The organism is Clostridium sp. LIBA-8553, assembly GCF_057782465.1.
In genome coordinates, this window is sequence record NZ_CM173489.1 from 3399771 (window position 1) to 3415924 (window position 16154).

At 30.0% G+C, this 16154-nt stretch carries 13 protein-coding genes; 1 reads left to right on the plus strand and 12 read right to left on the minus strand.

What is annotated here, in order from left to right:
* Positions 1-494 precede the first annotated feature (494 nt).
* Complete coding sequence (locus AC2JAQ_RS15465; RefSeq protein ID WP_488457170.1) at positions 495-1361, plus strand: hypothetical protein; 867 nt, start codon at positions 495-497, stop codon at positions 1359-1361.
* A gap of 228 nt (positions 1362-1589) precedes the next feature.
* On the opposite strand, the gene AC2JAQ_RS15470 is transcribed toward AC2JAQ_RS15465, so the two are convergent.
* From AC2JAQ_RS15470 to AC2JAQ_RS15525, 12 genes are all read right to left on the minus strand, one after another.
* Complete coding sequence (locus AC2JAQ_RS15470; protein ID WP_488457171.1) at positions 1590-3062, minus strand: 4Fe-4S dicluster domain-containing protein; 1473 nt, start codon at positions 3060-3062, stop codon at positions 1590-1592.
* An 88-nt stretch (positions 3063-3150) separates the two neighbouring features.
* On the minus strand, positions 3151-3768 hold the full coding sequence (locus tag AC2JAQ_RS15475) for a DNA-3-methyladenine glycosylase (RefSeq protein ID WP_488457172.1): 618 nt from the start codon (positions 3766-3768) through the stop codon (positions 3151-3153).
* Between the two features lie 204 nt (positions 3769-3972).
* The gene (locus tag AC2JAQ_RS15480; RefSeq protein WP_488457173.1) at positions 3973-5250 is read right to left on the minus strand and encodes a PTS sugar transporter subunit IIC; all 1278 of its coding nucleotides are present in this window, start codon (positions 5248-5250) and stop codon (positions 3973-3975) included.
* A 91-nt stretch (positions 5251-5341) separates the two neighbouring features.
* Complete coding sequence (locus AC2JAQ_RS15485; protein WP_488457174.1) at positions 5342-6679, minus strand: 6-phospho-beta-glucosidase; 1338 nt, start codon at positions 6677-6679, stop codon at positions 5342-5344.
* Between the two features lie 436 nt (positions 6680-7115).
* The gene (locus AC2JAQ_RS15490; protein ID WP_488457175.1) at positions 7116-8207 is read right to left on the minus strand and encodes a DUF871 domain-containing protein; all 1092 of its coding nucleotides are present in this window, start codon (positions 8205-8207) and stop codon (positions 7116-7118) included.
* 13 nt (positions 8208-8220) lie between these two features.
* Positions 8221-9120, minus strand: coding sequence for an N-acetylglucosamine kinase (locus AC2JAQ_RS15495; RefSeq protein WP_488457176.1), 900 nt, complete (start codon positions 9118-9120; stop codon positions 8221-8223).
* An 86-nt stretch (positions 9121-9206) separates the two neighbouring features.
* On the minus strand, positions 9207-9512 hold the full coding sequence (locus tag AC2JAQ_RS15500; RefSeq protein WP_488457177.1) for a PTS lactose/cellobiose transporter subunit IIA: 306 nt from the start codon (positions 9510-9512) through the stop codon (positions 9207-9209).
* Between the two features lie 71 nt (positions 9513-9583).
* On the minus strand, positions 9584-9889 hold the full coding sequence (locus AC2JAQ_RS15505; RefSeq protein ID WP_423239620.1) for a PTS sugar transporter subunit IIB: 306 nt from the start codon (positions 9887-9889) through the stop codon (positions 9584-9586).
* A 236-nt stretch (positions 9890-10125) separates the two neighbouring features.
* Entirely contained in the window at positions 10126-12873 is a 2748-nt protein-coding gene (locus AC2JAQ_RS15510; protein WP_488457178.1) for a sigma-54-dependent transcriptional regulator, read from the minus strand.
* Between the two features lie 194 nt (positions 12874-13067).
* Positions 13068-14315 carry a glutamate-5-semialdehyde dehydrogenase gene (locus AC2JAQ_RS15515; RefSeq protein WP_488457179.1) on the minus strand — a complete coding sequence of 416 codons (1248 nt, stop codon included), beginning with the start codon at positions 14313-14315 and terminating at the stop codon, positions 13068-13070.
* 3 nt (positions 14316-14318) lie between these two features.
* Positions 14319-15128, minus strand: coding sequence for a glutamate 5-kinase (gene proB, locus AC2JAQ_RS15520; RefSeq protein ID WP_423239623.1), 810 nt, complete (start codon positions 15126-15128; stop codon positions 14319-14321).
* 87 nt (positions 15129-15215) lie between these two features.
* Positions 15216-16094 (minus strand): SDR family oxidoreductase, encoded by an 879-nt coding sequence (locus AC2JAQ_RS15525; protein ID WP_488457180.1) that lies wholly within the window; start codon positions 16092-16094, stop codon positions 15216-15218.
* Between the last annotated feature and the right edge of the window lie 60 nt (positions 16095-16154).

The following is a 16154-nucleotide window of genomic DNA, read 5'->3' on the forward strand; positions in this document are numbered from 1 at the left end:
ATATGGAATTGTATTAAAATACAAAGCTATTTCATTTTTAAATTCTATCTGTTTTTTTGTACAACAAAAAATTCTATTTAACATAATTATACCTCTTTCTGGCCTCACGGGACCAATTTAAAGTGTATTTTATCTTATTGATAAATTCTTATTATCAATTTTAGTTTATTAAATTTATATAGTCAAGCATATTTAAAAAGTTTTAAAGAAGAAAATTTATTTTAAAATAAAAAGTTAAGGTGCTAGATGTAAAACACCTAGCACCTTAACTTAATTTCAAACCTATACCTACTTCATTGTCCTATTGAAGCAATTATAATTATTATACATATAGAGAGTTTTGTCAATGGAATTCATTGAAATTCTACAATTATTTCGTCAATTCTCTACATTTTTTTATGGTTATTAAACTTTTCTAAAAGCCCTGTAAAATTCACCTTTATATAATAAAAAGCATACTTTAATACTAAATAAAAATTTTATAGGAGATACTTATGGAAATAATATATCCAAATGATTTTATTAGGTTTTTTAATGAAAATGAAGAAATAGACGAAGTTGGTGAATTTGAAATTATTCCAGAAGAAAGTCATGATTTTTTTGAAAGATATTATAATGATTTTGGAGACATAGGAGATATAAATAATAATTATATTGAAGATTATGGTCCTGATTATAGATTTGATTACAATTATAACCCTGATTGTGAATATAACTATAATTGTATCGAAGATTATAGTCCTGATTATAGATCTAATTATAATTATATCGAAGATTATAACCCTGACTGTGAATCTAGTTATAATTATATTCAGGATTATAGTCCTGATTATGGATCTAATTATAATTATGTAGAAGATTATAGAGCTAGGGAAAGTGAATCAAATTCAAAATTTTCACTAATTCCTCCAGCTATTAAGAATATGCCAGACACTATTGCCAATATTCCAGCAATAGCTCAGGATTTACCTTACGCAATAAAAGATATGGGACATGATTTTGTCCACAGTGCACCTGTAGGCTATGTAGCAAATATGTTACCTGCACCTACTAACTGGCAAGACCCTCGACCTCCTTCACCAATGGGACCACCACCTTCTCATATACCATCCAAAAAAGATACCGGAGTTCAACACGCAACATTTAGTGGTGGAGGCGGCGCTACAAAAGCTGTTAGTCCAGGATCTATAAGAGGCTGTCTATTTCGATTCACTTATATTTGGCAAAATAATGGCCGCAATTACTGGGCTTATTTAACTAGAGTTGATAGGAAATCAGTTTCTGGCTGGAGATGGTCTGGATTCAGATGGGTTTTCTTTGGTGTTGATTTAAGAAGAATTGATTCTTTTGTTTGCTTCTAAGTAAAAAAATTAATTTTAAAGCCAATTGAAATACTTTTAACTCATTACAACTAATTAAATTTTTATCTTGCAAATTTAAAAGCCCTTACTTATTAACTTAAAAACTAAAAGGATTTTAATCACTCTAATGCTTTAATCATGAGATTAAATTCCTTTTAAGTTATTCAAAAGCAACTAGGTAAGGGCTTTTTTATTTTTTAATATTTACATCGGTTATATTCTAATATTTTATTTATTTTTCTCTAGATTTAAATCTTCAAATTTAATATCAACTAATGTATCTTTTATTTTTTCAAAGGACGATAATTGACTATATTTATCTACTTCTTTGCTATTTTTCATATCATGGTTTAAAGATCCTGGTCCATTTATACATCCACCTTTACAAGCCATTCCTTCTAGGAAATTTCCTTGTGCTCTCTTTAATTTAGCAAGTCTAAGTTTCATATCACAATCCTTGATTCCATCCCCTATTATTGGTCTAAAATCAATATCTATACCTTCACTATCTATAAGATGTTTAACTGATTCAGTAACTCCTCCACTCCTAGCAAAAAGTCTTCCATAGAAAGAGCCATTTTTTGTTTCACCCTCCTCACACTCATCTATTTTTATATTTCTAGAATCAAGTAAAGCTAGTATCTCTTCAAAAGTCAAAACATAATCCACATCTCCATCCACGTCTTTTCTAGTAGCTTCCATCTTCTTTGCAATACATGGTCCTATAAATACAGTTTTCGCATCTTTATTTTGTGATTTTACTAATCTTGCCATAGCAACCATAGGAGATACAGTTGTAGATATACATTCTTTAAGTTCCGGATAATTTTTTTCTATATAAGAAACAAATGCTGGACAACAACTAGTTGTCATAAATTCACCTTGCCCCTTTTCTTTAAACTCATTACATTCATTTACTGCTACCAAATCCGCTCCTAAGGCAGCCTCAAAAACATCATCAAATCCTAATTTCTTTATAGCCGTAATCACCTTACCAATTTTGTTGTGATTAAACTGAGATGATATAGCCGGTGCAACAATGGCATAAGTTTTTTCTTTACTTTTCAATAATCGTATAACGTCAACTAAATAAGATTTATCCATTATGGCCCCAAAAGGACAATCTATAACACAAGCACCACATTGAATACACTTAGAATCATCTATAACGGCCTTTTTACTATCAACATCATAAGATAAAGCCTTAGGAATACATGCTCTCATACATGGTCTTTTGACCTCAGCTATAGCATTATAAGGACAAACTTCCTTACACTTACCACATTCCTTACATTTTTCATAATCTATTTTACATCTTCTATTATCAAAACTTATAGCTCCAAAATTACAATTATCTCTACATTTTTTAGCTAAACATCCTCTACATGCATCAGTAACTATGAATCTATTAACTGGACATTCATCACAAGCTATATCTATAACCTCAATCATATTTTCTCTATTTTTATGTCCACCAAGAGCAAGCTTCATTCTCTCCTCAACTATTGCTCTCTCTTTATATATACAGCATCTTACATTAGGTTTTAAATCATCTACTATTTCCTTAGCTATATTAAGTTTTTCTTTTTCTAAAACACCATCAAACTCTTTTTCTGCTATCCTTTTTAAAACCTCATATTTAAGAACCTGAACAGAAGTATCAAATTTTATATATTGCTTATTAGCATCTTTTATCCCCATAAAAACTCCCCCATAAATATTTAAATATTATAGCTTAGATGCCTTCCTGTTAAAATTTAAATAAAAGATAAAAACTAAAATTTAATTATTATTTCTTAGATATAAATTTATTATCTTTAATATAAAATCTCCATAAAAAATCTTTAGCTTCCTCGGCATAATCTATCCCTATTCTTTTAGACTCAACAATAGAAAATGCTTCTTTATTTAAGAAATCTTCTTCAACATAAAGTTCTTCGCTACTAATAGTATTTATGCAGTTATCCCTCTTATCTATTCCTAAAGCCATACATAATTTTGATGGTCCATTAGAAAAATTCTTTTTTTCATAACTTGATAGTTCTTCATAATTTTTTTTATATCTCAATTGGCTCATTTTTTCTATTCCTTCTAAAGGCTCAATTCCTCTAATAAGAACCCCTGCTGCCACGTCTTTTTCTTCACTTATTAGATTTAAACAATAATACATACCATAAATTGAAAATATATAAACTGTTCCTGGCTCTGCGTAGAGAGTTTCTGTTCTATTAGTCCTTTTCCCTCCATAGGCATGAGAAGCCTTATCTATAGCTCCTATATAAGCCTCAGTTTCAACAATTTTCCCTTTTAATATAACTCCATCAATCTTTCTAACTAAAATCTTTCCTAATAATTCTTTTGCTACTATTAGTGTATCTCTATTAAAAAAGTCCTTATTTAACCTCATAATTCGCCTCCAAAATTAATAATCAGAATTAATATTGAACTGATTTTTATTTTAAAATATCCTGAAAATCAAAACTTTTCTAAGAATCATTTTAAATTTAGTTTATCAAAAATATAATAGATTATTAAACATAAGTACTACTATTTATTCTAAAAAGTAAAAAAGCACTTTGAAATTAATCAAAGTGCTTTTTTTTATATTAAATTAGTTGTTTTGTGCTTGTTCTAATTTTAACTCTTCTCTTGTAGCAATCATTACAAATGGAATGTAGATTAATACTGCTACTGCTATACAAATAAGTGCTGTTAACGCACCCATTAATGAGTTAGTTGATAAGAATGCTCCAAATACTGGTGGCATTGTCCAGTTAGCCATAATTGTTACCTTAGGAACAAATCCTATAAATGTTAAGAAGTAAGCTATTGTACCTGTAACCATTGGTGCAAGTACGAATGGTATGAAGTATATTGGATTTAATACTAAAGGCATACCGAATATAACTGGTTCGTTGATGTTAAAGCATCCTGGTGCTGCACCAAGTTTTGCTATCATCATTTGAGTCTTACTCTTTCTACCAACTAAGAATATTGCTATTAATAGTGCTATAGTTGTTCCTGATCCACCCATATTTACATATGAATCTAAGAATTGGCTGTTTACTATGAATTGTGGAGTTAATCCTTGTTGAACAGCTTGCATGTTTGCTTCTGTTAAAGGTAATAATACCGCATTTATTACTGGTGCTAAGATGTTTGAACCATGTAGTCCAAAGAACCATAATAATTGTTGGAAGAATACTAATATCATTAATCCTGGATAACTTGAAAGTGCTCCTTGTAAAGGTGCTTGTATTAACATAAATAATGATTCATGAATGTTAGTTATTCCGAATCCAACGAAGATATACTTAACAGCTGCAGCTATTACTAATACTATGATTGATGGGAATAAAGCTGCGAATGATTTAGCTACTGCTGGTGGAACACCATTTGGCATCTTAATAACTAGCTTTGGATTTCCAAGTAATCTAGTAAATATCTCAGTTGCAACGATTGCAACGATAATTGCTACGAATAATCCTGATCCACCTAAGTAAGTCATTGGCATAGCGCCATCTGGATTAAATGTATAAAGTATAATTAATGATCCTAAAGATACCATAGCTGAAGCCATACCATCTTTATCATATGATCTAGCTAAATGATATGATATTGTACATACTACTAAAAGTGACATTATTCCGAATGATGCATTCCAAATTGATCCTCCGAAATCCTTCCAGTTAGCCGGTAAGAAAGAGTTCATCATGTTTTGGTACCATTCAAAACCTAAGTTGTTTATTAATACTGCGAATGATCCTGCTATAACTAGCGGAGTGATAGTTACGAAACCGTCACGAATTGCAACTAAGTGTCTTTGACCACCTATTTTAGCGGCAACAGGAACAAAGTATTTTTCCATAAATTCAAAAAACTTTTTCATGTATAATTCCTCCTTTTATTTATTACATCTAGGTTATCTATGCAATAAATAAATTAAGATGATTTCTTTTTAGATAACCTAGATAAATTCCTTATTTATTTTTCTTTTCAAAATGATGTTTGAATTGTGGTAAATAATCCTTATGAGCCTCTAATAACTCATCTACTAAAGTTCTTGCTAATTCATCAGATCTTACTAATGGATTAATTGTTAGAGCAAGTACAGCCTTTTCATAACTTCCTTCAACGGCAGCTTCTACTGCTAATCTTTCAAAGCTCTTAATCTCTTGTACTAATCCATTTACGGCTACAGGTAATTTCCCAACTGCTAATGGTTTTGGACCATCTTTAGTTATTAAACATGAAACCTCAACTGCTGAATCATCATCAATGCCTTCTATAGCCCCATTATTTCTGACATCTACAGGTTGTATATCACATTTATCATTGTAAATTGAATGTATTAATCTACAAGCTGCATCACTATAGTAAGCTCCTCCTCTTTTCTCTAATTGAGGTGGTTTTATGTTTAACTCTGGATCTTTATAAAGCTCAAAAAGATCCGCCTCAACTCTCTTAACAACTTCTGCTCTAGTTTCACCCTTAGAAAACTCTTTTAATTCATCTTCAAGCATTTGTGGACTTTGATAGTAGTATTTGTGATATGGACAAGGCATAACACCTAAACCTCTTATAAAATCTTGATTCCATGAGAAATCTGAAATATTTTTAACTATTTGTCCAATTTCACTATTTGCTAATGCATCAATAAGCTTGTCTGTCATATTTTCTCCATCAACAAATACCTCTGTTCCAAATACCATGTGATTAAGTCCTGCAAAATTCATTCTTAATCTATCATGCTCTACACCTAAAACCTTTGCAGCCGCCTTCTCCATTCCTATTGGAACATTACATAATCCAATAACTTTTTTGTTCTTTCCATATCTGATTAAAGCTTCTGTTACCATACCTGCTGGATTTGTAAAGTTTATAATCCAAGCATTAGGACAAAGTTCTGCCATATCCTTATCTATATCTAAGATAACTGGGATAGTTCTTAGTGCTTTAAATAATCCACCAGCACCATTAGTTTCTTGTCCAATAACTCCATGACTTAATGGAATTCTTTCATCTTTTATTCTTGCATCTAGTAATCCAACTCTCATTTGAGTAGTTACAAAGTCTGCATCCTTTAATGCTTCTCGTCTATCTAAAGTTAAATGTATCTCCATTGGTACTCCAGCTTTTTCAACCATTCTCTTAGCTAAGTTACCAACTATCTCTAACTTTTCCTTACCTTCTTCTATATCAACTAACCATAATTCTCTTATAGGTAGTTCATTGTATCTTTTTATAAAGCCTTCAACTAATTCAGGAGTGTAACTTGATCCACCGCCAATAGTTACAATTTTTAAACCATCTTTCATTTCTCCTAAACCTCCTTATCGTTCTCTTTTGACTACACTAATTATTAAAGCAATTACCGTGCCAAAACTAAAATAATTTAAAAATCACCCAAATCCCCATTTTCACTAGAATTTTTAATAGAAATTGATTACACACTAACTTTTTTCTGTGCAAAAAACCTTTACACACACAGCCATTTGTAATAATTTCTTATATTCTGTGCATTAATTCTAGTATTTTTACACTAGTATTTGGAATTTAATCAATTTTAAGTAATAACCACTATAAAATTAATTTAATTATTTAAAATTCATGTAGCTCAATTCAAGTTTAAATAAACTTACATGCTAATTATCAGCAAAACTTTTCATCTATGTAATTAAATTAAAAAGAAGTGTATTAAAAAAAACTTTAATACACTTCTCTATATTAGGAATAATACAATTATTGGGGAAACTATTTTTTTAATCTAAAACCAAATGTCATCCATGGCTTTATATAATCTAATAAGAATATTTCATCTTCTTTAATTCTACCTACTACATTAGTCTTTCCAGCATTCTTCATATCTTTAAGTGCTACTTGAAGTTCACCGGCATATCTAGTGTATAAATCAGAATCAATTAAAACATCTCCTCTTCTTATATCTGGAGTATTAAATGGTGGAAAACTATGTCCTTTATATTTAACTCTACTTTGAGTTGATCTTATCATGTAAGCAGAAACATCTCCTCTATTAAAATGAGGTTCTTCTAACACTATTTTTCTTTCTATTTCTGGTATATCTGAAACAAGTTCAACATCTAAAGTTATCATTTCTTTATTTATTTCACTTAAAGCTTTTAATTCTTCCTCTGATGCAAAAGCATTTGCTATTATTACATCATCAATTAATCCAGTTGCAAAAAGATGTTTAGCCTGTACTTCTATTGGAAGATTCCTATGCTCTTCTAAAGTACATAACCCTTCTGAAACTGGCCATGGACCATGATCTGCGCTTGGTGAATTAACAAAAGCGGCAGTCTTTAATCCAAACTCTTTAAATTGTTCTGAACATTTTATAAAATGATTATACTCAAGTCCTGTGTAAATATGAGGATAGAAATTATGGCAACCATATAAATTATCCTTATTTGGCATGTATGACATTATATTATCTACATATTTAGTTCCATTACTCATGTTAAGCTCTATTTTTAAACCATATTTATTGTATGTCATTAAAGCCTCTTCTTGTCCACTAAATCCCATGTCTAGTCTTATTCCACTTAATCCCATGTCCTTAAATACTTTTAAATCATTTATTGATGCATTTAAACTTTTAAACACTGTTGGATCTAAGTCAGCTATTACTTCCATTCCCTCTTCATTGGCTGCCTTTAACATTATTTTAAATTCTTCTATAACTTCTTCGGTACTTCTATCACTTGCTGATATAAGGCAAGTAAATATTCTCTTAAATCCATATTTTCCTGCTAAATGTATATAATCAACAATTTCATTTATTGGGCTATGGCTTGGGTAAACTGATATTCCTAATCTTCTCATTTTGACCTCTCCTCTATTGTTTATTTCTTTCTTTTAAATTTATATAATAAGCGCCTTTTGCCGCTGAAACACTCTCATCTATAAAATCAATAACATTTATATGCTCATTTAAGCATTTTTCAAATGTTTCTCTCATAATTTTGCTTTTTCGCACAACGCCGCCAACTAGCCCTATTGAACATTTTTCAAACTCTAGTTTTTCATAAACATTTTGTGTTGTTTTTGCTAAAGCAATAGCCTCTTTTTCTAATATTCCTATTGAAAAACTATCTCCAGTCTCAGCAAATTTTGATACTATAGGAGCTACCTTAGCTATTTCATCCTTTGATGATGAATAAACAAATTCAACTATATCATCAACAGAATTCCAATTAAATTCCTTCATTATTGCAAGGCTTAAATCCGACTTCTCAAGAGAATTATCTTCTTCAAAAAGAATATTCTTTAAAGCATCTATAGATATTTTATATCCACTACCTTCATCACCTAATAGATGTCCCCATCCACCGCATCTAGCCACTTTTCCATCATTTATTCCAAAAACGATTGAGCCAGTACCTGCAATTACAAGTATTCCATCTTCGCCTTTTAACATTGCCTTTAAAGCTAATTCTCCATCATTCATAAGTGATGCTTCTATATCAAAAGTTTCTTTAACTGCATCTAATATGTATTTAGTGTTATCTCCAACTTCCATTCCTGCTATTCCAAGATAAACTCCTTTTAGCTCTTCTTTTCCTAACTCATCAATAAGCTCTTTTATAGAATCTACTATATTATTTAAAGCTTCTTCCTTACCATTTAAAAGATTTGCAAAACCTTTCAACGATGTTTTTAAAACTTCTCCCTCTAAATTGTAAGCAACAGCTTCTGTTTTGGTTCCGCCACCATCAACACCTATAATATACTCCATTGAAACTTCCTCCTTATGAATATATTTAATAAGCTCTAATGCTAAAACATTAGAGCTTATTTATGTGAGTAATAAAGATAATAGAATTATTTTTCTTCTATTCTTTGATATAAATCAACTATCTCATTTGCTAAGTCCTTTAATGTCATAGTAGTCATTAAGTGGTCTTGTGCATGAATTAATAACATTGATATTTCTGCTTTATCTCCACCAGCTTCACCTTGGATTAGAGCTGTTTGTGATTTATGAGCTTCACCTAATTGAACAGCTGACTTCTCTATTAAGTTTTTAGCTCCATCTATATCTCCAGTCTTAGCAAGTTGCATAGCTTCCATAGCATAACTTCTAGCCTCTCCACTGTGGATTATTAAATTCATAATTATTTCTTCCATTTTCACACTTCCTTTTGTCCTAAATTTCTGTCTCTTTACTTTTAAATAATTTAAATATTATAATATCTAAATTATTTTGCTATTTCTAAAGCTCTATTTAATACTTTTTCACCATTCATAGTACCGTAAGCTATTGTATCTATAACTTCTACAGGAACACCCTTAGGAGCTAATAATCCTTGGAATTTTGATAATAAGAATCTAACTTGAGGTCCTAATAATAATACATCGATTTCATCTATTCTATTTTTAGCTTCTGCTTCTGCAACTGCTTCTATTTCACATTCTACGCCTTTAGCTTTTGCAGCCTCTTGCATTTTAGTAACTAATAAACTTGTTGACATACCTGCTGAACATACTAATAATATTTTTTTCATAATAAATTCCTCCTCTAATAAACAACTTAATCTATCATTAATTTAGTTTTTAATTTTATTTTTTTATCTTATGCTATATATTAAAGCAATTATCGTGCCAACTTTTCTGTGTTATTTTTAATTTTAAAATTATTTATAAAACCCAGTATTCATGCCATTTCTGAATAGTTTAACACATAAAAAAAAGTGTGTACACACTATACACACTTTTTATAATTTAGCACACTAACTAAAGTCTACACTCTATTATTTAATATCATCTTAATTATATAAGCAATTTCATTGTCACCTATATTTATACTGTAATCAACTTCTATTATTTTTAATGCTCTTTTTACCATAATGAACTCTTTATTATGTTTAGCTCTATATTCATTTAATCCATTAAACATTGTTTCTTTACCATTCTTTCTTAACTTATCAACTAAGAAAGAAATATGCATTAATATTCCTATTTCTGCAGCAGGTTCAACTTTCATATCTAAGCTATTTTCTACATTATTTATAAAAGTTCTTATATCATTTACTAGGTTATAGCAATTAATATCTTTAATTTGTGTTTTTAAAGATTCGCATACTTTATTAAAATCGCTCTCTCTATCAACTATATCATCTAATCTTTCTATACCCTTATCAGTAAATATTTCAGCTGCAGATATAAATGGTATATCCTCAACAAACATATTAACAGTTCCAACTATAGCCGATACAATATAGTCTCTTCTTACAGACTCTAATTTTTTAAAGAATTTTTCCTTATCTAAAATATCTAAAGGAATTATATTTACGTTATCTATATTATGAAGTTTTTCACCTATTATTTTCTTTAATCTTTCAGCTGACCCTTCACCTGTAAAACAAGTTGTAACTATAGCTATTTCTTTCTTATCTTCTTCCGTTTTATCACTTCTTACACCATATTTATTTATATCTATGCATGATTGATATATTGATTCTAGATCTCTTCCACTTAAGGCTTTTCTTCCTGCTTCTATTACAGAAAGCGTACTTACCATATCTACAGTTTTAATCTTAATATTTAATTCTTCTTTTAAAATCTCACCAAAGTTAACTAAAGACCCCATATCAGCTAAAATTAAAACACCTTTACCTCTATCAATCTCTTTAGTCTTCTTTTTTACATTTTCAAACATATCCTCTGCTTTCATAGATAAAGGCATATCTAAAGCTTCAACATGATTTTCACCAATTAAAGTATTAGCAACCTCAGCCATAGAACTAGCAGTACTTGTTCCATGCATTATTACTAAAACTCCAACTTTACGATTATCTTTTTTGTTAACAGTATCTGAATCAGCCGCTAAGAACATTGTTATATATCCTATTTCATCTAAAGATACTTGAACACCAAACTCATCTTCAATCATCTTAACAACATCCATAGCAACAATAAATTCCTTATTATAATCTGCTCTTATGCTATTAAGCTTTGGATGATAAATTTTATTTCCATTGATAATACGTTCTATACTTCCTTGAAGGTGAAGAGCCAACCCATAATAAACTTTATCATCATATTCTCTATCTAATTTTTCTGAAGCATATGCCAATATTTTCTCAACAATTTCAACAATTCTACTATCAACAATTTTTAATATCTCATCTTTTCGAAAATTGCCTTTTAGATTTTTCATATACTTTCTGAAATACTCTTCTATATCAACATTTAAGATATCTGTTATTTCTTCTTCTTTAACACCTTTATCTTTTAAATTATCTATTTTATTTTCTATAGTCTCATAAAATGACTCCCCCTCTTCCTTCTTTTCACTACTTAAATTTTTGTTATTTAAGTTTTCCTTATAGGAAAAGCGTAATACATCTTCAACTCCATCAAATAGTCTGTTTATTTCCTCTCTATTTTCCTTAAGCTTCATTATTCCCTTTTTAACTGTAGCTTGAAGGTCTGATTGCTCTATTATTATATATTTCTTCTTATTAAATTTATAATTTAGAAATGCTTTTGCACATGATAATTGAATATCACTCTTTAATTGCCCTATATTATTTGAACAATCATATAATAAAAAGGATATTAATGCATTCTTATTTATATATATACTTGATTTTAGTCTTAGTGATTCAGCTTTTATAAATTCTTCTAAAAGCTCATATCTTTCCTTAATAGTTCTTTCTCTTAAAGGAGGTAAAACTATTGTCATAGGAATTCTTCTAGTAAAAGTCTGTAATAGATATGATTTCGGATCCTCTGTAGTGGCCGCTATTATCTGAACCCTAACTTCTTCCTGTTTATCTGTTTCACCTAACGGTCTAAAAACACCTTTATCTATGAATGTAAATAACATCTCTTGCCCCTGTGGAGAAAGTCTATGTATTTCATCCAAAAATAAAATACCGCCGTTAGCCTTTTTTAACAATCCATCCTTATCTCTATCAGCACCTGTAAATGCACCTTTTTTAACTCCAAAGATTTGTGCTATAACCAGCTGAGGGTTGTCTGCATAATCTGCACAGTTAAATCTTATAAAAGGAGAATTTTCATTTAAAACATGAGATTCCTTTGCAAAAGAGTACATTGCTTCTGCAAACATAGATTTACCAACACCAGTTTCCCCTAAAATTAAAGTGTGTAATCCTGAAGGTGGATAAAGTATAGCCGCCTTGGCTTGTTGAATAGGAATTTGTAGGGATTGATTTGCTCCAACTAAATTATCTAAACTATTCTCAACTTCGATACCTAATTTTTCTTCTTGAGGCTCTTTGTCATTCTCGATAATCTTAATATCTTTCTCAATTTCTTCTTCATCTTTTCCTAATTTATAAAGGACAGGTCTTCCCTCTATTTTTTTAATTTTATTTTCTTTATATAATTTGTTTAAATATCTACTTACATTTGCTCTATCTAAATTTAGATATTCACCAACTTCACTTGCTGTTACTCCCCTATCTTCTTTTTCTTCGAGTAAAATAACCGCTTTTAAAACATCATCGATTTTTCTCATCTAAAGCCTCCAATTAGAAAATTATAACTTTAAAATTTAAAAGCTTTTACACCATTAAATAATTATTATCATATATTAATATTTATAAAAAAATATTTATAAATATTATACAATATTTAAAAGTTAATTATTTAGTAAAAAGTTATTGATTTTATAAAACAAAAGGGCTTTAATTTAAAAAGCCCTTTTATAATTTATCTTATTTGTCCATTTCCATAAATTATATACTTATTTGTTGTTAATTCCTTAAGTCCCATTGGACCTCTAGCATGTAGCTTTTGTGTACTTATTCCAATCTCAGCTCCAAAACCAAATTCTCCACCATCAGTAAATCTTGTTGAAGCATTTACATATACTGCAGCAGCATCAATTCTTTGAAGGAACTTCTCTGAATTAAAGTAGTTTTTAGTTACTATTGACTCTGAATGCTTTGTTCCATATTTATTTATATGTTCTATAGCTTCATCTAAATCTTTAACAACCTTAACTCCAAGAATATAATCTAAATATTCTTTTCCCCAATCTTCTTCTGTTGCCTCATTTATATCACTAACTATTGTTTTAGTTTTCTCACAACCTCTTATTTCAACACCCTTTTCTCTTAGAGCTTTTATTGCTACTGGTAAGAACTCTTCCGCAATTTTCTCATTAACTAATAATTTTTCAGCAGCATTACATACAGCAGGTCTTGATGTCTTAGCATTTACTATTATATTCACTCCCATATCTATATCAGCTTCATCATCTATATATATATGACAGTTTCCAACACCAGTTTCTATTACTGGAACAGTGGCATTATTTACTACGGCTTTTATAAGCCCTGCTCCTCCTCTTGGAATTAAAACATCTAAATAATCATTTAATCTCATAAAGTCTGTAGCAGTTTCTCTTGAAGTATCTTCTAATATTTGAACTGAGCCTTCTGGAAGTCCAACTTCCTTTAAAGCATCACTTATAATTTCAACTATTTTCAAATTAGAATTTATAGCCTCACTACCTCCTCTTAAAATAACAGCATTTCCTGTTTTTAAGCATAAAGCAGCAGCATCAGCAGTTACATTAGGTCTTGCTTCATATATTATTCCAACTACCCCTAATGGAACTCTTTGAACTCCTATTCTAAGACCATTAGGTCTCTTAAACATTGATGTAACTTCTCCTATTGGATCATCTAACTTAACAACATCTGCAACAGCATTGGCTATAGATTTAACTCTTTCCTCATCTAGTTTTAATCTATCTAACATTGCATTAGATGTTCCTTTTTCAATAGCCTTTTGAAGATCTTTTTGGTTTTCTTCTAATATTTCATTACATCTTTTTACTAATGCTTGACTTATTTTTAATAGTCCATTATTCTTCTCATTAGTAGATGCTACAGAAAGTTCATAAGAAGCTTCTTTTGCTTTTTTACCTTTTATAATAAGTTCATTATTCATATTTTATTCCCCCTTTTTAGCAACAAACATAGTTCCTATATCTTCACCATTTAATATGTTTACTAATATTTCTGGATTTTCTCCATTTGCTAAAATCATATCTATTCCTTCGTTTGTTGCTACTTTAGCAGCTGAAAGCTTAGTTATCATTCCACCTGTACCCCTATTACTTCCAGCTCCACCTGCACACTCTTCTATCTCTGGAGTTATTTCATAAATTTCTTTAAGCATTTTGCTATCTTTATTAGTTCTTGGATCTGAATCATAGAATCCATCTATATCAGATAATATTATTAATGTATCTGCTTTTACTAAAGTAGCAACTATAGCAGAAAGATTATCATTATCTCCAAAATTTAATATATTCTCTATTTCGTCAATTGAAATAGCATCATTTTCATTAACTATTGGTATTATTCCTTTTTCTAATAGAGTATCAAAGGTATTACATACATTATTTTTCATTCTTTCATTTTCTAATACATCTCTAGTTAAAAGAACTTGTGCTACAACGTGACTATACTCCCCAAAGAACTTATTATATATATGCATTAAAGCACATTGTCCAACAGCCGCAACGGCCTGTTTTTCTCTTATACTTTCCGGTTTTTTCTCAAGTCTAAGTTTTCCAACACCAACCCCAATAGCTCCTGATGAAACAAGAACAACTTCTTTTCCCATGTTGCATATATCAGAAATCACTCTAGATAGCTTCTCTATTCTCATTAAGTTCGTACTTCCATTCTCATAAGTTAGTGTAGAAGTTCCAACCTTAACAACTATCCTCTTACTATCTTTTAATGTTTTTCTCATTTGTAGGTTTCCCCCTTTTTTATTTACAAATATATTTTCTTCCTTAAATTATAAGTATATTATATTCTAATATTTTAAATCGTGAAACTACCCATTTATAATTTCTCCACCATTTATATGTATTGTTATACCTGATATGTATGATGATTCATTACAAGCTAAGAAAACATAAGCTCCCGCTAATTCTACTGGCTGACCAGCTCTTCCCATAGGAGAGTCACTTCCAAAGTTAGCAACCTTTCCACCACCCATAGTTGAAGGTATAAGAGGTGTCCATATAGGACCTGGAGCAACTGAATTTACTCTTATTCCTTGTGGAACAAGCATAGATGATAGAGTTCTTGTTAATGTTGTTAGTGCTCCCTTTGTACATGAATAATCAAGAAGAGTCTCATTTCCTCTATAAGCAACAATAGAAGTTGTATTTATTATGCTAGCTCCACACTCCATATGTTTTAAAGCAGCTTTAGTCATATAAAAGGTTCCAAAAACATTTACTTTAAATGTATTTTCAAACTGCTCTGGTCCTATATCATCTAAAGTCTTAGAATCATGTTGAACAGCAGCGTTATTAACTAATATATCTAGTTTTCCCCACTTATCAATAACCTTTTTGACACTTTCATTGCAGAATTCAATTTTGGATATATCACCCTTTAAAACTAATACCTCAGCTCCTATCCTTTCAATAAGTTCCTTAGTTTTATTTGCATCTACATCTTCTTTATCTGTTAAATAAATGATACAAACCTTCGCACCTTCTCTAGCATAAGCTAAAGCTACTGCCCTTCCTATACCACTATCTCCTCCAGTAATTATAGCTACCTTATCCTTAAGTCTTTTTCCATCGTTTATATACTCAGGTAGCTCATATATAGGTAGAGGATTCATCTCACTCTCTACTCCTGGATGAACACTTTGATTTTGAATTGGGAATTGTCTTGGGAATAAATTTTCATTACTCATAAATAATTTCCTCCTTAATATAACATTTAATTTTAATTCAATTATTTATAAGCTTATTAT